The sequence below is a fragment of the Nocardia sp. NPDC052316 genome, assembly GCF_044547795.1.
Lineage (GTDB): Bacteria > Actinomycetota > Actinomycetes > Mycobacteriales > Mycobacteriaceae > Nocardia.
The window spans coordinates 311188-329252 of the sequence record NZ_JBIUBB010000006.1 but is presented as its reverse complement, the minus strand read 5'-3'; the positions used below and the strand labels follow the sequence as shown (position 1 = coordinate 329252).

The window sequence follows — 18065 nt, the reverse complement described above, 5'->3', positions numbered from 1 at the left end:
TTGCGGCAAGTAGCGCCATGGTCGTCGTAAGGTACCGGCATGGTGCCCACCGAGAAGTCCGAGTTGGTGCAGTCGATCGTCGAGCCGTATCTACTGGACGGGACCAGGCAGTACAGCCGCACCGACGTCGCCGAGCAGGCGGGAACCACCACGGCACTGACCAAGCGCCTGTGGACCGCCCTCGGCTTCCCGGCCGGGCTGGACGACGACGCCGTCGACTACACCGACGCCGACATCGCCGCGCTGCGCAACTTCCGCAACCTGAACGTGCTGGCCTCCGCCGACTCACGGCAGCAGGCGGCGACCGCGCGCACCCTCGGCCAGGGCATGGCACGGCTCGCGGAGTGGCAGGTCGACCTGGTGCTCGCCGAGATCGGCGAGCGCATCGCCGCGGCCGACCCCGGCGCCGACCCCGAGGACACCGTGCGCACCGCCACCGAGGGCGCCATCGCGACCCTCGAACAGCTCAACACCTACGCCTGGCGCCGCCACCTCGCCGCCGCACTCTCGCGGTCGCTCGATCCGGGCACCTCCGCCGGGGAGACCGTGCGCGAGCTGGCGGTCGGCTTCGCGGACATGGTCGGCTACACGCGATTGACCAGGCACCTGCACCCCGACGAGCTCTCGCTGCTGCTGGAGTCGTTCGAATCCACCACGACCGCCGCGATCACCGAGAACGGCGGCTGGGTGGTCAAGAACGTCGGTGACGAGGTGATGTTCGCCGCGAACAGCGCCGCCAACGCGGCCCGCATCGCGCTGGCCATCCAGGAGTCCACCATGATGGTCGGCGGCACCCCGGAACTGCGCGTCGCCGTGGCCTATGGCGCGGTGCTGCAACGGTTCGGCGACCTGTACGGCTCGGTCGTGAACATCGCGTCCCGGCTCACCGGCGTCGCCAGGCCCGGCACGGTACTCATCGACGACGAGGCCGCGGCGGCGCTCGACGGCGAGCCGGAGTTCGCGATCAAGAACCTGCGCAGTGTCCGCGTCCGCGGCTTCAACCGGCTGCGCCCGCACGTACTGCGGCGCAACGAGAAGAACCACTGAGCACCGCTGCTCGCGCGGCGCAGGCCGCGACCTAAGCTCGTCCCAGTGGAAATGGACTGGTCCGAGCTGCGCGCGCGATTCCTTGTCGAGGAAGACGAGGCGATCCTGGCCTTGCACAAGCCCGCGGGAATCTCGGTCACCGGCGAGCGGCACGACACCGACCTCGTCGAGCTGGCCGCCGCGGCGGGCGAGAAGCTCTATCCGGTGCACCGCATCGACAAGGTGACCTCCGGACTGGTGTTGCTGGCCAAGGAACTCGGCGCGCACGGCCAGTTGACCAGGCAGTTCAACAAGCAGACCGCCGAAAAGGCCTACCTCGCCATCGTGGCGGCGGGTCAGCTGCCCGACACCGGGACGATCGACCTGCCGCTGAGCGTCGGGCGCAAGAACCGGGTCCGCATCGCGGCGCCGCGCGAGAGCATTCGGCGCGACGCGAATCGCTGGTTCGTCGCCGACGCCGATCTGCTCGATACCAAGAACTATCCATCCCGCACCGAGTTCGCCACGGTGCTGCGCCGCGACGACTACGCGGTGCTCGCGCTGCGCCCGATCACCGGGCGCCGCCACCAGATTCGGGTGCAGCTGGCCTGGATCGGCCACCCCATCGTCGGCGACCCGCTGTTCGACAAGACAGGCGCGCACGAACGCGCCTATCTGCATTCGTGGCGGCTCGGCCTGACGGCGGACTGGCGGACCCCGCCGGAACTCGCGCTGGCGGCGACACCCGACGCGGACTTCTGGCGTCCGATCCACGCCGAGCCGAACGAACCCGCCGACCTACTGCGCCGCGCGAGCGAGTTGCTGCGCGGCGATTAGGTCAGTGCGGCCACTCCGGCGACCGGCCGAGCATCGCGACGATCCGGTCCAGCCGATCCGCGCTCGATGACGGCACCTGCGGCCCGAACGCGGCGCCGGGAGCCAACCGTAGCTCGCCGCCGGGGACGGCCTCGGCGACCGGGAACGCGGCATCGAGCAGTTCGTCCTCGAACCGCACCGGCAACCCCAAAGTCTTTGCCACATCCCAGGAATGCACGACGTAGTCGATGAAGTGGAAGCTCACGGCCTGGGTGCCGGAGAACTCGAAGTCGGTACTGAACTCCACCAGCGGAACCTTCCGGTCGAGCACGCCTGGTTCGGCGAACGCCGCGATCACGTGCTCAGCGGCGGTTCGATAGCTCGCCACCGGATCCGCGCCGAGCGGACGCACCTTCCACTGGACCGGGTCGGCGTCGCCGCGGGATGCGGCGGCGAATCCGTAGTGCTGGGCGATCATGTGCGTCAACAGGCCGTGCAGCGTCCAATCGGCACACGGCGTCGGCTTGTTCAGGTCCGCGCCGGTCAGTTGCTCGACCAGGCCGATGCTCGTCCGCACCGCCCGCTCGTGCAACGCGATGAGGTCGACGGTGCTCATCAGCGCGTCGAGGGTGCGCAGTTCCGCGCTGGTATCCGAATCGGTCGCCATCTGTGGCTGCTCTCTACTAGGGCCAAATAATAAGTACGCACCTATCGTATGCGTCTGCTTATCATCTGCCAAGCAGTATTTTCTACCCATGCCGCAAGCTCATCGTCCCGATCTCGCCGCGATGATGGCCCCACTCATGCGGGCGCTCATGGCGGCGGAACTGCCTGTGCTCGAACGACATGGACTGTCCATGTGGGGCTACGCGGTGCTGCTCGGGCTCGGTAAGGAGCCCGTGTACACCCAGGCCGCGCTGGCCAAGTCGATCAATGCCGACAAGACCCGCATCATCGCGGTGCTCGACGAGCTGCAACAGGGCGGGTTGATCCGGCGCGAACCCGATCCGGCGGATCGGCGCGTCAATCTCGTGTCGATCACCGCGACCGGCCGTGGTCTGCGCGACCGGGTGCAGGCCGATATCCAAGACGTGGAAAATCGCCTGCTTTCGCAGTTGCCCGCGGCGGATCGGCGCGTCTTCCTGCGCTCGCTGCAAGCCCTGGCGGCGCACGTCGAAGAACAGTCGCCGTGAGCACGCACACAGACCGCCGCGCAGGTTTCCGCCGGTGGTGAGCCTCATGGCGACGCGTAACACGCAGGTCAACTAGCCTTATTACGTGCCGCGCACGGGAGGCGGGCACACTCTGACGCAACGGAGCGATCCCCCAGAGAAAGCGAACGCCGATGATCCTGGTGGCCCAGGTCAGCGACACACATTTCGATCTCGGCGCCCGCAACGCCGAGCGGGTCGAGCAGGTCATGACCTTCCTGAGCGGCCTGCGCCGCAGGCCGGACGCGATTCTGGTGACCGGCGACGTCACCGACGGGGGCAAGCCCGATCAGTACGCCCAGGCCAGGCTCGCGTTCGACATCGACATTCCGGTGTACGCCATCCCCGGCAACCACGATGACCGCTCCGCCTTTCGCGGCACGCTGCTCGGCGAGCCGGCCTCGACCGCGCCGATCAACCACGCCCACCGGATCGGGGATCTGACCGTCGCACTGCTGGATTCGAGCATTCCCGGCGAACCGAGCGGCCGGCTCGCCGACGAGACCTACACCTGGCTACACGACGTGCTCGCCACAGCCCCGGCCGACAAACCGGTGTTGCTCGCCCTGCATCACCCGCCCGCGTATCTGTTCAGCCCGATCGTCGACGAGATCTCGCTGCAGGAGCCGGAGAAGTTCGCCGAACTGGTCGCCGGTGACAAGCGCATCGTCGCGGTGCTCACCGGGCACGCGCACTCCGCGGCGACAACGACATTCGCGGGGCGTCCGCTGCTGGTCGCGCCGAGTACCGCGTCGGTGCTCGGCGGCGTCTGGGAGCTGGACCTGCCCGACCATGTGATGGACTACGCACCCGACCCCGCCGTCGCACTGCACATGATCGATGAAAAGCACAGCCTGACAACGCATTTCCGCTCCATCCCGATGGGTGGCTGGCTCGGCGTCGCGCCGAACTGAGGTGTGCAGGGCCGTTTAGCCGCCTTGGGTCCGGGCAGTCGAGGGATGACAGTTCCCCTCGATTCGAAGGAACTCCGATGACCGATCTCGCCGCTTCTGTAGTGCGCAGCACCTTCGCCGTGGGGGCCAAGCTGCGCCATGCCAGGGTCTTCCACCCCGACGGCCTGCACCTATCCGGGCGGCTGCACGCGGAAAGCGAGTACGAGCATCTGTTCGGCACGGGTGAGCGTGCCGTGATCGCGCGCCTGTCGAAGGGGGCGGGCACGCCGGGCAGCCTGCCGGACGTGCTCGGCTTGGCGTTCCGGGTGCTGGATCGCCAGGACGAGCCGTGGGATTTCGCGCTGGCCACCACCGGCGGCGGACCGCTGAGCAAATTCCTGATCACACCCGCTCGCGGCTGGGCCAGCGCCCGATACGGCAGCCTGATGCCCTATCGGGTCGGAAAAACCGCGCCGCTGTGGTTTTTCGCCGAACCGGACACCGGCCAGCCGACCGCCGCGTCGCTGGCGGAGCTGACCGAGCACCTGCGCGAGCAGCCGATCTCGTTCACCCTGCTGGCGAGCGGGGTGACCGGGGCGACCATGCGCCTGGCCGAGTTGACGCTGCGCCCATCGGAGTCCGCCGACCATCGGACGGACTACTTCGACCCGATGCTCAACCACCCGGACGGCGTGGAACTGCTGCCCAGGATCGTCGGCAAGGTGCGGGAATTCGCGTACTCGGGCAGCCGAACCGGTCGCGGCGAGGGCGCGTGAGGGTAGTCAGCGCCGCAACGCCCGTTCGCGGCGATAGGCGGCGGGCGTCGCGCCGGTCCAGCGCTTGAACGCGTAGATGAACGTCGAGGATTCCGCGTAGCCGAGCCTGATCGCGACATCGCTCACCGAAAGCGGTGTCGCGGTGAGCATCTCCTCGGCCAGCGCGCGGCGCACCTCGTCGAGCAGCGCGCGGTAGCTGGTGCCCGCGGCGTCGAGGTGGCGGCGCAGCGTGCGCGTGCTCATATTGAGATCGCGTGCGACGGAGTCGATCCCGGGCGGCGCGGTGAAGCCGTCGGCGCCGCCGGGGACCAGGCGTTCGCGCACCTCGGCGGCGATGCCGGTGCGGGCCCGGCGGCGATCCACCAGCTCCCGGCACTGGGTCAGGCACATGGCCCAGGTCTGCTCGTTCGCCTGCGGCAGCGGCTGTTCCAGCACGGCGGGCTCGATCGCGAAGAGATTGCGCGGCTGCCCGAAGCGCGGGCGCACGCCCGTGATCTCTTGGATCCGATCGGCGTACGCCGGTTCCGCGAAACGGAACTCGGCCCTGGCGAGCGGCAGCTGCCTGCCCAGCAGGTCGCTCATCACCTGCTGCATGGCGGTGACGTCGCGTTCGACCAGGAACTGCCGCACATCGGCCGGAATCAGCTCGTCGTGCACCCAGGCCACGAACTCCCCTGCCCGCCACTCCGCGACGGGTAGGCAGAAGGTGAAACTCAGCTCCAGATAGCGCAGCGCGAACGAGATCGCCTCGCCGAGGGTCGGGCTGCTGACACAGGCGAAGCCGAAGATGCCGAAGGTGGTGATCCGGTAGCGGCGGCCGACCTCCACCCCGAGCGCGGGCCGTTCGGCGAGTTCGCGCACCAGGTTACGGACCACCGCCAGTTCGATGTGCGCGTCGATCTGCCCGTCCGGATCACGCAGCAATGACTCGGACAACCCCGTTCCGGCGAGCATGCGCTCCGCGGACACGCCGTGCTCGGCGGCATAGCCGACCATCAGCGCCACGCTGGCTACCCCGCGCGGAAAGTTCCAGTCACGGATCCCCGGATCCTGCACCCGCTCCACAGCGGACAGTATGCGGCCTCGCGTATCCGCGACTCGCAGGTGCTTGGCCGAATTTCTCGATCGGTTATCCGGACGCCCCCTACAGTGGAATCATCTCGGGTGTTGTGAGGAGTGTCACATGACAGCGGACAACCGGCCATCGGTCCTCATCATCGGCGCGGGCTTCGGCGGCATCGGGATGGCGATCGAACTGCGCCGCAACGGTTTCGACGACATCACCATCCTGGAGCGGGCCGCCGACCTCGGCGGCGTATGGCGGGAGAACACCTATCCCGGCGCCGCCTGCGACGTGCCGTCCCCGCTGTACTCCTTCTCGTTCGAGCCGAAACCGGACTGGCCGCAGCGCTACTCCGGGCGCGAGTCCATCCACGCCTATCTACGTGGCGTCGCGGAGCGCAACGGCGTGTTCGACACGATCCGGTTCGGCGCCGAGGTGACCGACGCCGAGTTCGACGACGCCACCGGCCGGTGGACCGTCCGCACCGCCGACGGCACCGCCAGGACGGCCGGAGTCTTGATCTCGGCGGTCGGTCAGCTGTCGCGGCCCGCGCTGCCGAATATCGCGGGGCTCGACACCTTCGCGGGCGCGGCGTTCCACTCCGCCGAGTGGGACCACGGCGTCGAGCTGCGCGACAAGCGCGTGGCCTGCATCGGCACCGGTGCCAGCGCCATCCAGTACATCCCGGAGATCCAGCCGAAGGTGGCTCGGCTGACGCTTTTCCAGCGCACGCCGGCCTGGGTCATCCCAAAATTCGATACCGACTACTCGCCCATTCAGCACCGGCTGTTCGCCCGGCTGCCCGGCGCGCTGCTGGTCGAACGCTTCGGCTGGTGGTCGATCGCCGAGTTCGTCTCGCTCGGCCTGGTCGAGTTCCCGGCCATCGCCAGGCTGGTGGCGACGCTCGCCGAGCGCCATCTGCGCAAGCAGGTGGCCGACCCCGAGCTGCGGGCCAAGCTCACCCCCGACTATCCGATCGGCTGCAAACGCGGCCTGTTCTCCAACGACTACTACCCCGCGTTGACCCAGCCGAATGTGCGAGTGGAGACCGCGGCGATCACCGAGGTGGTGCCGCAGGGCGTGCGCACCGCGGACGGCACCGTGCACGAGGTCGACGTGATCATCTACGGCACCGGGTTCAAGGGCACCGAGTTCCTCTGGCCGATGCACATCTACGGCCGCGCGGGGCGCAAACTGTCCGACGTCTGGGCCGACGGGGCGCACGCATACTACGGCGTCACGGTGCCGGAGTTTCCGAATCTGTTCCTCGTCTACGGGCCGAACACCAATCTCGGTGTCGGCTCGATCATCTACATGATCGAATCGCAGGCCCGCTACATTCGCCAGGCGGTCGAGCTGCTCGGCCGCAATCCAGGGCACACGCTGGAGGTGCGCGCCGATCAGGAGGCGCGGTTCAACGAGGCCCTGCAACAACGCCTCGCCCGCACCCCGTGGAATTTCTGCGCCAGTTGGTACCGCAACGCCGCGGGCCGCATCACCAACAACTGGCCCGGCTCGCAGACCAGTTATCGCCGCAGGCTGCGCAAGCTCGACCCCGCCGACTACACCCTCACTCCGGCCGCATGACCGCTACCGAGCGGGGCGCCGCCGGAACGCGCCCACACACTGACCGCCCGCGCGCACTGGCAGACTTGTGCCGTGACTGGACGCCCGATAGCTGACGGCACGGCCGAACACGGGCCGCTGCGACCGATCGAGCTGGCGTTCGGCGCCGTGCTGGGCGGTGCCACCGTCGGATTGGTCACCGTCGGCTCGGTGATCCCGTTGGCGGCCGCGCTGAACCTGGTCGCCGCCGTGCCGATGGGGCTGCTCGCGCAGCGCTACCGGCTGCGCGCGCTGGTCACCGCGGCCGTCGCGGCGACCGTGGTCGCCTTCGTCGCGACCGGCCTGCTGGCCACCACCGGACTGATGGCGACGGCCACCATCGCGGGCATCATCGGCACGACGAAACGGCGTGGCGGTGGCATCGGCGCGGTACTCGGGCTCTCCGCCCTGGCCGGCCTGCTCTGGGCAGGCTTCGCGGTCGGCATGCTGCAACTGCTCTCCGCCACCCGGAACCTGCTGTTCGACACCGTCCGCAACACCTCGCGCGGCATCCAGGAACTCGCCGACCGCCAGGAACAGCTGGCGCCACTCGGGCGGGTGGCCGTCGACGTCACCGACTCCGTGCTGCGCTGGTGGTGGGTCTGGGTCGGCGGCGGTGTCGTGACGGGCATGGTGACGACCGCGCTGTTCTCCTGGTTCGTGCTCGGCTCGGTGCTGGATCGGCTGGCCTGGCTGCCCGGTCACGACCGGCTCGACGCGCCGCCGGACGATCGCGCGATCGCACCGCTGCCGGTCACGCTGCGCGGGGCGGGGTTCCGCTACCCGGGCGCGGTGCGCGACGCGCTGCGCGACATCGACCTCACCGTGGACGTCGGCGAGTTCGTCGCGGTCGTCGGACACAACGGCTCCGGCAAGTCGACGCTCACCCGGCTGCTCGCCGGGCTGCCGCCCACCACCGGAACGGTGCAGCGACCCGGCTCCGCGGGGCTCGGGCACCTCGGCGGCACCGCGCTGGTGTTGCAACGGCCGGAGAGCCAGACCCTCGGCGTGCTCGTCGCCGACGACGTGGTGTGGGGATTGCCCGCGGAACTCGCCGCGGCGGTCGATGTCGCCGGCCTGCTGCGCGAGGTCGGGCTGGACGGCATGGGCGACAAGGAGACCGCCACCCTGTCCGGCGGGCAGCAGCAGCGGCTCGCGGTCGCCGCGGCCCTCGCCAGGAAACCCGCGCTGCTCATCGCCGACGAGGCCACCTCGATGATCGACCCGCAGGGCCGCCGCGAACTCGTCGAACTGCTTGCGGCACTGCCGAAACGCCACGGGATGGCGGTGGTTCTGGTCACCCACCACGAGGCCGACGCGGCCGCGGCGAGCCGGGTGGTGCACCTGGCGCAGGGCCGCGCGGTCGACCGGTTGGCCGCCTGGCCGCGCCCGGTCCGGGACGTGCGGCGCAGGCCGATGGGTGAGCCGCTGCTCGAACTGCGCGACGTCCGATACACCTACAACCGCGGCACACCCTGGGAAGCGGCGGCCCTGCACTCGGTCGACCTGTCGGTGCGCCGCGGCGAGGCGCTGCTCATCGTCGGCGGCAACGGCTCGGGCAAGTCGACGCTGGCCTGGATCATCGCCGGATTGGTCGAACCGACCTCCGGCCGTTGCCAACTCGACGGCAAGGCGGTCACCCAGCAGCTCGGCCGGGTCGGGCTGGCGTTCCAGCATTCCCGGTTGCAGCTACAGAAGCAGACGGTCGGCACGGAGATCGCGGACTGGGGCGGGCGGGCCACCGGATCCGGCGCCGTCGGCCGGGCGCTGGACGCGGTGGGCCTGGATCGATCGCTGGCCGCGCGGTCGATCGAGGAACTCAGTGGCGGACAGGCGAAACGGGTGGTGCTCGCCGCCATCGTGGCCAGCCACCCGCAGGTGGTCGTGCTGGACGAGCCGCTGGCCGGGCTCGACCCCGAAGGCCGGGCCGACATCGTGGAACTGCTTGCCCGGCTGCGAGATTCCGGTCTGACGTTGATCGTCATCTCGCACGATGTGGAGGACATGTCCACGGTGTGCGACCGGACGGTGCACCTGCGGTCCGGGCGGATACTCGCCGACGATGCGGTGCCCGACGCCGCGCCCGCGGCCGATCACCCTGCGCCCGAGCGTGATTCCCGTCCTGCGGCACCCCCACCCCGGCCGGGCGAACCCGCATGGCGGATCGAGCACGGAGGTCGATCATGAGTGAGCGAAGCGAGCGAATCATGTCACAGCGTGCTACGCACATGCCGGAACCGAGCGCCAGCGAGGTGCAGGCATGAGCGTTGTGTTGTTTCGCCGGGTTCCGGTGCAGAGCCCCGTACACAACCTGTGGGCCGGTACCAAGATGATCGGCGCGTTCCTGATCAGTCTGCTCATGTTTCTGCCGACCTGGCCGGTGCTCGGCGTGATGGTCGTGTTTCTGGTGTTCATCGGCGTGCTGGCGCGCATCCCGCTCGGCACCCTGCCGCGCCTGCCGTGGTGGTTCTGGGGGTTGCTCGGGATCGGTGGGCTGGTCAACGCCGCGGTAGACGGTCAGGCGGTGCTGCGCTACGCGCAGACGGTGGTGCTCGGCCTGCTGCTGGTCGCCACGTCGTTCCTGGTCGCCTGGACGACGCCGATGAGCGATATCGCCCCCGCGCTGGCCAAACTCGGTGCGCCACTGCGCAAACTCCGGCTGCCGGTGGATGAATGGGCCGTCGTGGTCGCCCTCACCCTGCGGGGCCTGCCGTTGCTGATGGAGGAGATCCGGGTGCTGCGCGCGGCCCGCAAACTCCGCCCCAAGAACACGCTGGTCGCTCTCGCCACGGAGAACCCGCTGATCGATATCCTCACCGCCGCCATGGCCGTATCCACCCGGCGCGCAGGCGAACTCGGTGAGGCGATCACCGCGCGCGGTGGCACCGGCGAGCTGGCGGCCTACCCCAGCTCGCCCGGTCGGCGCGACGCCGTCGCATTGATCGTCGTCGTCGCGGTCTGTGCGGGTGCTTTCACGCTCGGCTTCGCGCTCCTGTAGTCGCATGACCGACGATTCGGCGGGCCGGGGCGAGTCACGGTGCCGCCGTGGCGATGATCGGGTTGCCGGAGGGATTCTTACTCGAATCTGAATGGTTGCTGCTCGGGTCAGCGGCGCTGCTTTCGGTGGCGGTGTCGATCCTCGAACCGGTGCGGGTCGAGCGGGGCGAGCCATCGTCACGCGCAGTGGTCATCGTGCGCTTCGATCATGGTCCTGCACCGAAGTACCGAATAGCCAACGGCTATAACCTGTTTCGCGGTATTTAAAAGGACCGATGCCCCCTAATTCATGGGCTCGAGCACCGTCGAGGCAGTAGAGTTATCTGCAGAGTAGCTGTCCGTTGATCACGTGGCCGCGCACCGCAGTGGGGGAAAGGAAATAGGACGTGCGCGCCGTTCTCCGCTGCTCGAAAAACCTGATGAAGAATGGAACACCCGAATGATTTTCCGCAAGATCACTGCGGCCGCAGTGCCGCTCGTCGCCGCGGTCGCGGTCGGCGCGGGCACCGCCCATGCGCAGCCCGCCACCGCGCCGACTCCCGAGATCGGTTACGCGGCACAGCTGGTGGGCGACAAGATCATCACCACGCTCACCGGCGGATCGTTCGAACTAGCGGGCAATGTCGTCGACATCAAGGACCAGGCCGGGAGCACGGTGGTCACCATGCCGCTGGCGTTCCGGCAGGACGGTCTGGAATTTCCGCTCCCGCACGCGGTGCGTGACGGGGGCCGCGTGCTGGAACTGACCGTGGTCAAGGACTTCACGCAGGCCCGCCCGGCGGCGACCCCGATCGCCTCGCCATTCGAGAACCAGCGCGCCCAGGACGCCTTCCTCACCCAGTTCGGCATCGCCACCGCGGTCGGCGGTTTCATCGGCACCGTGATCGGCGCCGTGGTCGGGCTGACCGGCATCCTCGGCGGGCCGACGGTGATCGCCAGCGTGCTGGCGGGCGCGGCCATCGGCGGGGTGATCGGCACCATCGTGGCGGGCGGTCCCACGCTGATCGTCGCGGGCATCGACCTGATCAACACGCTCGCCGCGCCGCCGGGGACCACGAAGTGGATGGACGACACCGGTCGCGGCAAGAACTGACCGGGATCGGCCGAACGCGGCCCGCACCGAATCCTCGACGGTTCGGTGCGGGCCGCAGCCTTGTCTGCGTAGCGAGGGACCGGCTTTGCGCTACCTCGCGTGGCAGCCGGGCGCGACCGGCGCACCCGCCACCCGGTCCGCGAGATAGGACATCGCGCCGAGCGCCTCGCCGACCGCGGCCGGGTTGTGGCCGGGCAACGCGGAGTGCACGGAGGTGATTGTCGCGCCCTGGGCACAGTAGCGGCCGAGGATGTCGGTGAAGCCCGCCACGGGCACCACGTCGTCGGTGGTGCTGTGGTACAGGTACATCGGGACGGTGGGCGCCGGGTTGCCGAGTTCGTGCGGGTCGGTCGCCGCGCGGAAGGCGGGGTGCGCCAGCAGGTTCGGCACCGCGGCGTAATCGTCGACGCGAGCGTTCATGTATTTCGCCACCAGGTCGGGGCCGCAGGCGGCACCGTCGGCGGCGATCATCGCGCGGCCACGGTCGTTGAGCAGGTCCATCAGGCCTGCGTTCGGATTGTCCCGGACCGCCGCGATCACGATGAGCATGGCCAGCCCCGCCTGCATGGTGCCGTCCACGTGCTGGGCGATGGCGGGCCAATTCGACGGGACGCCACCCGCGGCGATGCCGGCGAATCGAACGTCCGGCGCGTAGTGCGGCTGCATCTGAGCGGCCCACAGGGTGGCGAAGGCGCCGCCCGAATAGCCCCATGCGGTAACGGGAGTCGACGGTCCGAGGCCCGCGGCGGGCAGGGCGCGGGCGGCCCGGATACCGTCGAGCACGCCGCGCCCGGAGTTGACGCCGTCGAGGAACCGGGACTGCGGACCCTCGTAGTCGCTGGTCACCACGGCCCAGCCGCGGCGAAGCGCGTCGGCCATGAACGGGGTGTCGATCAACGCCTGCGCACCGCCGGGATCACCACCGCCGCGCAACGCGTACGACGGCGCACATCGGGTGCCGAGGCTGTCCTCGGCGATCTGATAGGACAGCAGCGGGCGGGGGCCGGGGCCGAGCCAGGGCACCATCGGCACCAGGACGGTGGCCACGTCGGCCACCGGGTTACCGCCCGCGTCGGAGCTCCGGTACTTCACCTGCCACGTCGAGATCGGTAACGGCAGGCCGAACAGCGCACTCGGGCGCGACGCCACGATCGCACCCTCGGGGTAGGCGGCGAGGTCGGCGGGCGCCGCGTAGAACGGGTCCGCGTCGGGCGGCGGCACCTGAGCCCGCGCGCTACCCGGCGCCACGATCAAGGTCGAGGCCAGCGCCAGCACCGACATGATCACCGCCGACGAGCCGATCCGAGCCAATCTGCTGCCGAGGAGTGAAGTCCCCCTACCGATTCCGTACGGAGTCGCCATGGCAGGCAACCTACCTTGCGCGTGGCCGAACCGGACGGCACTCGCGCGACGTTTCCCCGACACTCCGGATTTGTTGCCGGAACGACATACCCGGCCGACCAGTATCGATAGCGCGGGCACACCGGCTCCGGCCGGTTCGTGGCTGCTGCGCATGGGGACCTCCCCTGTCCGGTGCGGCCACGACGCCGTGCGCCGGATACGGGTCCGCGCCGACGCACTCGGGCCTCGAGGCCATTCACGGTACGGACAGTTCCGGACCCTCAGCAACGGTCAACCCGTGGTCACATCCACCGCCGCGAATGTCCGGCGCGGCCGGGGCCAGCGTGTCGAAAGTGCCTCAGGCGCAGGCGAGCCGGGTCACTTCTGCTCGCGCAGGGCCTTCTTGGCGGCTTCCTGGGCGGAATCGACCTGGCCTGCGTACTTGCCGCCGGTCTGCTTATCGACCAGGTCGCCCGCCTTGTCGATGACGGTCTCCACCTTGTCCGCGTGCTGCTGGGCCAGGTCGACAGCCTTGTTCGCCAGGTTCTTGAAGTCCACTACGCACTCCTCGTTCGAGATGGGTCTACCAGCGGATCACTGTAATGGGCGCGGGTAACGGGAAGTATGCGCGCCGATCCGCGCTCAGTCCGTGGCGCCCAACCACGCCGGATGCCACAGGCGGCCGGTCTCGGTCCAATTCATGAAGCGCACCGTGCCATGGATTTTCGGGGTCACCCAGACCGCTCCCTTGCGCTCCTCGGCGGTCAGGTCGTTGTCGAACGGGCTGGTCTTGCGCTCGGTCGGATTCAGCCGGCCGGCCAGTTCCCGCATGTCGGTGTCGTTGAATCCGGTGCCGACCCGGCCGACATAAATCAGCCTGCCCTCGTACGGGATGCCGACCAGCAGCGACTTGAACTCCCGCGCGTCGCTGCGCCGCCAGCCGCCGATGACCACCTCCTGGGTGCGCCAGTTGCGCTGCTTCACCCACGAGTGGCCGCGCTTGCCTGGCAGGTACACCGAGTCCTTGCGCTTGGCGACCACGCCCTCCATGCCCTGCTCCTGGCTGTAGCGCACCGCCTCGGCCCCGGAGCCGTCCAGTCGCGGCGGCACGAGCAGCGAGGGCGCGGTACCGGCGAGCGCCTCCAGCACCCGGCGCCGATCCGAATACCGTTTGCGGACAAGCGAAGTACCGTCCAAATACAGCACGTCGAAGCCGACGAACACGGCCCGCGCCGCATCCGCTTGGAGCAGGCCGAGATTGGCCACCCCGTGGTCGTCGAAGACCACCGCCTCGCCGTCCAGGACCACGTTGTGCCCGGCCAGTTCGTCGCCGAGCACCGCCATCCCCGGGTAGCGATTGTTCACCACGATGCCGTGACGGCTGCGCAAAGTGACTGTGCCGGACTCGATTTCCGCGATCAGCCGGAAGCCGTCCCACTTCGTCTCGAAGCACCACTCGTCGGCGGTGAGATCGGCGACATCGCCTGGGGTCGCGAGCATCGGCGCCAACCCCCTCGGGAAGGGCGACGGTCCGCTCGACACCCGGATGATGCGGCCGGTCGGCCTGGCGGGCTCTTCGCCCAGACTGCTCGCGGCCTTGTCGCTCGGGTCGGCGCCGTCGGGATGCTGCTCGCGCATCAGATGCATCAGCCACTGGTTGCCGTTGGTCTGGATCAGCGCGTAGCGCCCGTTGAGCCGCTCACCGTGGAATCGGACGATCACCTCGTCGTCGCGCCACTTCTCGGTGTCGTAGGTGCCGTGATCCCAGATCGTCATCTCACCGGCGCCGTACTCCCCCTTCGGGATGGCGCCGTGGAAAGTCAGGTACTCCAGCGGGTGGTCCTCGGTGTGCACGGCGAGCCGGTTCTGGTCCGAGGTGGTCGGCGGGCCCTTCGGCACCGCCCAGGACACCAGCACGCCGCCGCGTTCGAGCCGCACGTCCCAATGCAGCCGCCGCGCATGATGTTCCTGCACCACGTAGCGGTTGCCCTCCCCCGGCTCCGGCCGCTCGGCGGGCACCGGCTCCGGCGTTCGCGCCGGGTCGCGCATCGACCGATACTTGGCCAGCGCGTCGGCACCGGACTCCGGCGAACCGGTATTGCCCTGCGGCAGTGGCGGATCGAGCTCGGCGAGCAGATCGCCGTCGGCCCGCCAGCGGGCGAGGACCTCGTCGAACCGCAAGTGCCGCAGCTTCTTCCGGTTCTCGATCTCCTTCCAGGTGCGCGGGGCCGCCGCGGTGGGCTCCGCGCGACCGCGCATGGAGTACGGCGCGATGGTGGTCTTGGCGGCGTTGTTCTGGCTCCAGTCGAGGAAGATCTTGCCGCCGCGGGCTGCCTTCGCCATCGTCGCGGTGACCAGATCCGGGTGCAGCCGTTCGAGATTCGTGGCCACCTGTTTGGCGACGGTGGACGCGCCGCTCGAACTCACCTCGCGGTCCAACGGGACATAGATATGAATTCCCTTGCTACCACTGGTGACCGGGAACGCGCGCAGCCCGATGTCCTCGATCATGTCGCGTACCGCGAGCGCCACCCGCGCGCAATCGGCGAGCTTCATATCGGGACCAGGATCGAGATCGAAGACGATGCGGGTGGCCGGCCCCACCGAGTCGCCGTCGAAACGCCATTGCTGCACATGTGCTTCCAGCGCCGCCTGCTGCCCGAGCCAGGCCAGCCCGGCCTCGGAGTCGATCACCGGATAGGTGACCTTGCGGTCGGAGTGCTGGATGGTGTGCCGCTCGATCCACGACGGCGCGTGCGCGGGGAGATTCTTCTCGAAGAAGGAAGGCTCGTCGACCCCGTTGGGCCAGCGCTTCCTGGTGACCGGGCGACCGGCGATATGCGGAAGCATCGCCGGCGCGATCGCCGAATAGTAGGCGATGACTTCGCCTTTGGTGGTGCCGGTGGCCGGATACAGCACTTTGTCGAGGTTGCTGAGTTCAACCTCGATACCCCCGAACCGCCGGCGGGACGCCATGACAACGATTTTAGAGGCGGGGACCGACAAAAGTGGGCCCCCGCCGCTCGTCAGGCCTGGGTGCCCGGCTGATCCGTGGTGCCGGGCTGATCCGGCGTGGTGCCCGGCGCGCCCGCACCGCCCGGCTGACCCGGCGCACCCGGCTGATCCTCCGGCGGGACCACCTTCTTGGCGGCCTCCTTGCCCTTCGCGATCTTGTCCGAGTACTTGCCCTGGGTCTTCTGGTCGATGAAGTCGCCGCCCTTGTCGATGGCGTCGTTGATCTTGTCCGCGTTCTTGGCCGCCGCGTCCTTGCCCTTGCCGACGAGGCCCTTCAAAGTATCTGCGAAGCTCATAGCTTTCCGATCCTTCCTCTAGCCCACTAGCAGGATGTCAACCCACATCTTCCCACCAGGAATCCCGCGGTGGTACACCACCGGGGTCGACCCGCTGGCCCGGCATCGGAATCGCGATCGCGGTGCCCGCCGCCTCGGCCGCCGTCACCATCCGCCGGACCGGCTCGGACCACCCGTGGAACGCCAGATTGAAGGTGGCCCAGTGGATCGGCACCAGCAGACCGTGGCCCGCCTCGCCCGCGCACAGGTCGGCGTGCGCGCGCACCGCCTCCTCCGGGTTCATGTGCACGTCGCGCCACCGCTCGTCGTAGGCGCCGATCGGCAGCAGCGTCAGATCGAACGGGCCAAGGGCCGCACCGGCTTCCGCGAACGCCTTGGTGTAGCCGGTATCGCCGCCGAAGTACGCCCGCTTGGTCGGCCCGACGATCGACCAGGACGCCCACAGGGTGGTGTTGCGGATCAGCCCGCGCCCGGAGAAGTGCCGCGCCTCGGTACAGGTGAGCACCAGATCGGAGCCCTCGTGGGCTCGGCCCAGCGCGGACAGCGAAACCGAACCGCCCCAATCCAATTCGATGATGCGATGCTCCGGCACCCCCCAGTGCCGCAGGTGGGCGCCGATGCCGATCGGCACCAGGAACGGCGCGGTCTGGCGCAGCACGAGCTCGCGGACGGTGTCCTTGTCCAGATGGTCGTAGTGGTCGTGCGAGATGAGCACCGCGTCGACCGCGGGCAGCTCGGCCAGCGGCGTCGGCACCGGATGCATCCGGGTCGGCCCGACCAGCGCGGACGGCGAAACCCGTTCGCTCCACACCGGATCGGTGAGCACTCGGTAGCCGTCGATCTCGATGAGCGCGGTGGCGTGGCCGTACCAGGTGACGGCCAGGTCGGCGGCCGACTCCGGCAGCTGCGGCGTCTGGAGCGGGATCACCCCGGTCGGGCGGCCCACATTGCGCTTGGTGAACGCCGAAACCAGCAGCGACGGCGCTGATCCCGCGGCCAGCTGACTGCTCGGCTCGGTGTTGTGGAACTGGCGGTCGCGGTAGGTGGTCGCGCCCGCCGCGTACGGCTGGATGGCGGAGATGGAGGCACCCATCGCGGAGGGGATGCCCCACGCCGCCCGGACCACCCAGGTGAGGCCGAGCGCGCCCGCCGCGGCACCGGCAATGCTTCGGATGTTCATCATCGCCCCACGAATTTCGCGGCGCGCTTCTCTTGTCTGGCCAGCCTGCCCTCTTGCGCGTCGGCGCTGGACCACGCCGCCGCGAGCGCGTCGCGCTGCTGCGCGGTCTCCGGCTCGCGGGTGCCGTCGTCGTTGAGCACCAGCTTCATGTGCCGCAGCGACAGCGGGGCCAGCTCGGCGATCTGCTTGGCCCAGGCCTGCGCGTCGGCCAGCGAGCCGAGCCGGTTGGCGAAGCCGAAGGTGTAGGCGTCGGCCGCCGTCACCGGCTCCGCGCCGATCAGGATGGTCCTGGCCGGGCCGCCGCCGATCAGCGAGACCAGCCTGCGCATCGTCCACCGGTCGACGGAGATGCCGAGCTTGGCCGCGGGAATCGCGATGTAGGCGTCCGGCGAGATCACCCGCAGATCCGAGGCGATGGCCAGCTGCACGCCCGCGCCGAGCGCACCGCCGTTGATCGCCGAGATCACCGGCACCGGCACGGACTCGACGGTGTGCAGCATCTCCATCAGGCCGGCCAGGAACTCCTCGGAGTAGACCCCGGACAGATCCGCGCCCGCACAGAAGATGGGGCCGCGGCCGGTCACCACGATCACCCGAGCGCCGTCCGCGACGGCGGCGAGAACGGCTTCGCGCAGCAGCGTGATGAGCTCGAGGTTGAGCGCGTTGCGCCGCTCCTCCCGCTGAAGTTCGATGGTCACTACGTCACCGTCTCGGCTAACTCCGAGCATGCGACCTCCCCAACTGAGCGATCCG

At 69.2% G+C, this 18065-nt stretch carries 18 protein-coding genes; 10 read left to right on the top strand and 8 right to left on the bottom strand.

Annotated elements, in window-relative coordinates; all coding sequences use genetic code 11:
• Nucleotides 1-39 precede the first annotated feature (39 nt).
• Together ACIHA7_RS29375 and ACIHA7_RS29370 are read left to right on the top strand one after the other, a co-directional pair.
• Entirely contained in the window at nucleotides 40-1047 is a 1008-nt protein-coding gene (locus ACIHA7_RS29375; RefSeq protein ID WP_397294157.1) for an adenylate/guanylate cyclase domain-containing protein, read from the top strand.
• Nucleotides 1048-1098: 51 nt separating this feature from the next.
• Nucleotides 1099-1863, top strand: coding sequence for an RluA family pseudouridine synthase (locus ACIHA7_RS29370; protein WP_397294552.1), 765 nt, complete (start codon nucleotides 1099-1101; stop codon nucleotides 1861-1863).
• Between the two features lies 1 nt (nucleotide 1864).
• Here the strand turns inward: ACIHA7_RS29370 and ACIHA7_RS29365 are convergent, their stop codons facing one another.
• Nucleotides 1865-2509: a TIGR03086 family metal-binding protein gene (locus ACIHA7_RS29365; protein ID WP_397294156.1), complete on the bottom strand. Its 645-nt coding sequence runs from the start codon at nucleotides 2507-2509 to the stop codon at nucleotides 1865-1867.
• Between the two features lie 88 nt (nucleotides 2510-2597).
• On the opposite strand from ACIHA7_RS29365, the gene ACIHA7_RS29360 reads away from it, so the two are divergent.
• From ACIHA7_RS29360 to ACIHA7_RS29350, 3 genes are all read left to right on the top strand, one after another.
• Nucleotides 2598-3035, top strand: a complete 438-nt coding sequence (locus ACIHA7_RS29360; RefSeq protein WP_397294155.1) for a MarR family winged helix-turn-helix transcriptional regulator — start codon at nucleotides 2598-2600, stop codon at nucleotides 3033-3035.
• Between the two features lie 152 nt (nucleotides 3036-3187).
• Nucleotides 3188-3967, top strand: a complete 780-nt coding sequence (locus tag ACIHA7_RS29355) for a metallophosphoesterase (RefSeq protein ID WP_397294154.1) — start codon at nucleotides 3188-3190, stop codon at nucleotides 3965-3967.
• A 77-nt stretch (nucleotides 3968-4044) separates the two neighbouring features.
• A complete protein-coding gene (locus ACIHA7_RS29350; RefSeq protein ID WP_397294153.1) occupies nucleotides 4045-4722 on the top strand; it encodes a phosphodiesterase in 678 nt (225 codons plus the stop codon).
• Nucleotides 4723-4728: 6 nt separating this feature from the next.
• Here ACIHA7_RS29350 and ACIHA7_RS29345 read toward each other — a convergent pair whose 3' ends face one another.
• The gene (locus ACIHA7_RS29345) at nucleotides 4729-5787 is read right to left on the bottom strand and encodes an AraC family transcriptional regulator (RefSeq protein ID WP_397294152.1); all 1059 of its coding nucleotides are present in this window, start codon (nucleotides 5785-5787) and stop codon (nucleotides 4729-4731) included.
• Between the two features lie 118 nt (nucleotides 5788-5905).
• Here ACIHA7_RS29345 and ACIHA7_RS29340 point away from each other — a divergent pair, with 118 nt between their 5' ends.
• From ACIHA7_RS29340 to ACIHA7_RS29320, 5 genes are all read left to right on the top strand, one after another.
• Complete coding sequence (locus ACIHA7_RS29340) at nucleotides 5906-7372, top strand: flavin-containing monooxygenase (RefSeq protein WP_397294151.1); 1467 nt, start codon at nucleotides 5906-5908, stop codon at nucleotides 7370-7372.
• 72 nt (nucleotides 7373-7444) lie between these two features.
• On the top strand, nucleotides 7445-9577 hold the full coding sequence (locus tag ACIHA7_RS29335) for an ABC transporter ATP-binding protein (protein WP_397294150.1): 2133 nt from the start codon (nucleotides 7445-7447) through the stop codon (nucleotides 9575-9577).
• 73 nt (nucleotides 9578-9650) lie between these two features.
• Entirely contained in the window at nucleotides 9651-10388 is a 738-nt protein-coding gene (locus ACIHA7_RS29330) for a CbiQ family ECF transporter T component (RefSeq protein WP_397294149.1), read from the top strand.
• Nucleotides 10389-10435: 47 nt separating this feature from the next.
• Nucleotides 10436-10654 carry a hypothetical protein gene (locus ACIHA7_RS29325; protein ID WP_397294148.1) on the top strand — a complete coding sequence of 73 codons (219 nt, stop codon included), beginning with the start codon at nucleotides 10436-10438 and terminating at the stop codon, nucleotides 10652-10654.
• Nucleotides 10655-10826: 172 nt separating this feature from the next.
• Nucleotides 10827-11480: an ammonium transporter gene (locus ACIHA7_RS29320; RefSeq protein ID WP_397294147.1), complete on the top strand. Its 654-nt coding sequence runs from the start codon at nucleotides 10827-10829 to the stop codon at nucleotides 11478-11480.
• A 90-nt stretch (nucleotides 11481-11570) separates the two neighbouring features.
• Here the strand turns inward: ACIHA7_RS29320 and ACIHA7_RS29315 are convergent, their stop codons facing one another.
• From ACIHA7_RS29315 to ACIHA7_RS29290, 6 genes are all read right to left on the bottom strand, one after another.
• Nucleotides 11571-12842, bottom strand: coding sequence for a lipase family protein (locus tag ACIHA7_RS29315; RefSeq protein WP_397294146.1), 1272 nt, complete (start codon nucleotides 12840-12842; stop codon nucleotides 11571-11573).
• Between the two features lie 357 nt (nucleotides 12843-13199).
• Complete coding sequence (locus tag ACIHA7_RS29310; protein ID WP_397294145.1) at nucleotides 13200-13379, bottom strand: antitoxin; 180 nt, start codon at nucleotides 13377-13379, stop codon at nucleotides 13200-13202.
• Between the two features lie 84 nt (nucleotides 13380-13463).
• A complete protein-coding gene (locus ACIHA7_RS29305; protein WP_397294144.1) occupies nucleotides 13464-15797 on the bottom strand; it encodes an ATP-dependent DNA ligase in 2334 nt (777 codons plus the stop codon).
• Nucleotides 15798-15847: 50 nt separating this feature from the next.
• Nucleotides 15848-16132, bottom strand: a complete 285-nt coding sequence (locus ACIHA7_RS29300; RefSeq protein WP_397294143.1) for an antitoxin — start codon at nucleotides 16130-16132, stop codon at nucleotides 15848-15850.
• Nucleotides 16133-16169: 37 nt separating this feature from the next.
• Nucleotides 16170-17312, bottom strand: a complete 1143-nt coding sequence (locus ACIHA7_RS29295; RefSeq protein WP_397294142.1) for an MBL fold metallo-hydrolase — start codon at nucleotides 17310-17312, stop codon at nucleotides 16170-16172.
• Nucleotides 17312-18040, bottom strand: coding sequence for an enoyl-CoA hydratase (locus ACIHA7_RS29290; protein ID WP_397294141.1), 729 nt, complete (start codon nucleotides 18038-18040; stop codon nucleotides 17312-17314). The genes ACIHA7_RS29295 and ACIHA7_RS29290 overlap by 1 nt, the downstream gene beginning before the upstream one ends.
• Nucleotides 18041-18065 lie beyond the last annotated feature (25 nt).

Excerpts from the sequence above, each read along its gene's own strand:
- ACIHA7_RS29370 (WP_397294552.1), top strand. The coding sequence starts at position 1,099 with ATGGACTGGTCCGAGCTGCGCGCGCGATTCCTTGTCGAGGAAGACGAG.
- ACIHA7_RS29315 (WP_397294146.1), bottom strand. The coding sequence starts at position 12,842 with ATGGCGACTCCGTACGGAATCGGTAGGGGGACTTCACTCCTCGGCAGC.
- ACIHA7_RS29355 (WP_397294154.1), top strand. The coding sequence starts at position 3,188 with ATGATCCTGGTGGCCCAGGTCAGCGACACACATTTCGATCTCGGCGCC.
- ACIHA7_RS29375 (WP_397294157.1), top strand. The coding sequence starts at position 40 with ATGGTGCCCACCGAGAAGTCCGAGTTGGTGCAGTCGATCGTCGAGCCG.
- ACIHA7_RS29295 (WP_397294142.1), bottom strand. The coding sequence starts at position 17,312 with ATGAACATCCGAAGCATTGCCGGTGCCGCGGCGGGCGCGCTCGGCCTC.
- ACIHA7_RS29305 (WP_397294144.1), bottom strand. The coding sequence starts at position 15,797 with ATGGCGTCCCGCCGGCGGTTCGGGGGTATCGAGGTTGAACTCAGCAAC.
- ACIHA7_RS29330 (WP_397294149.1), top strand. The coding sequence starts at position 9,651 with ATGAGCGTTGTGTTGTTTCGCCGGGTTCCGGTGCAGAGCCCCGTACAC.
- ACIHA7_RS29320 (WP_397294147.1), top strand. The coding sequence starts at position 10,827 with ATGATTTTCCGCAAGATCACTGCGGCCGCAGTGCCGCTCGTCGCCGCG.
- ACIHA7_RS29350 (WP_397294153.1), top strand. The coding sequence starts at position 4,045 with ATGACCGATCTCGCCGCTTCTGTAGTGCGCAGCACCTTCGCCGTGGGG.
- ACIHA7_RS29365 (WP_397294156.1), bottom strand. The coding sequence starts at position 2,509 with ATGGCGACCGATTCGGATACCAGCGCGGAACTGCGCACCCTCGACGCG.
- ACIHA7_RS29360 (WP_397294155.1), top strand. The coding sequence starts at position 2,598 with ATGCCGCAAGCTCATCGTCCCGATCTCGCCGCGATGATGGCCCCACTC.
- ACIHA7_RS29300 (WP_397294143.1), bottom strand. The coding sequence starts at position 16,132 with ATGAGCTTCGCAGATACTTTGAAGGGCCTCGTCGGCAAGGGCAAGGAC.
- ACIHA7_RS29340 (WP_397294151.1), top strand. The coding sequence starts at position 5,906 with ATGACAGCGGACAACCGGCCATCGGTCCTCATCATCGGCGCGGGCTTC.
- ACIHA7_RS29290 (WP_397294141.1), bottom strand. The coding sequence starts at position 18,040 with ATGCTCGGAGTTAGCCGAGACGGTGACGTAGTGACCATCGAACTTCAG.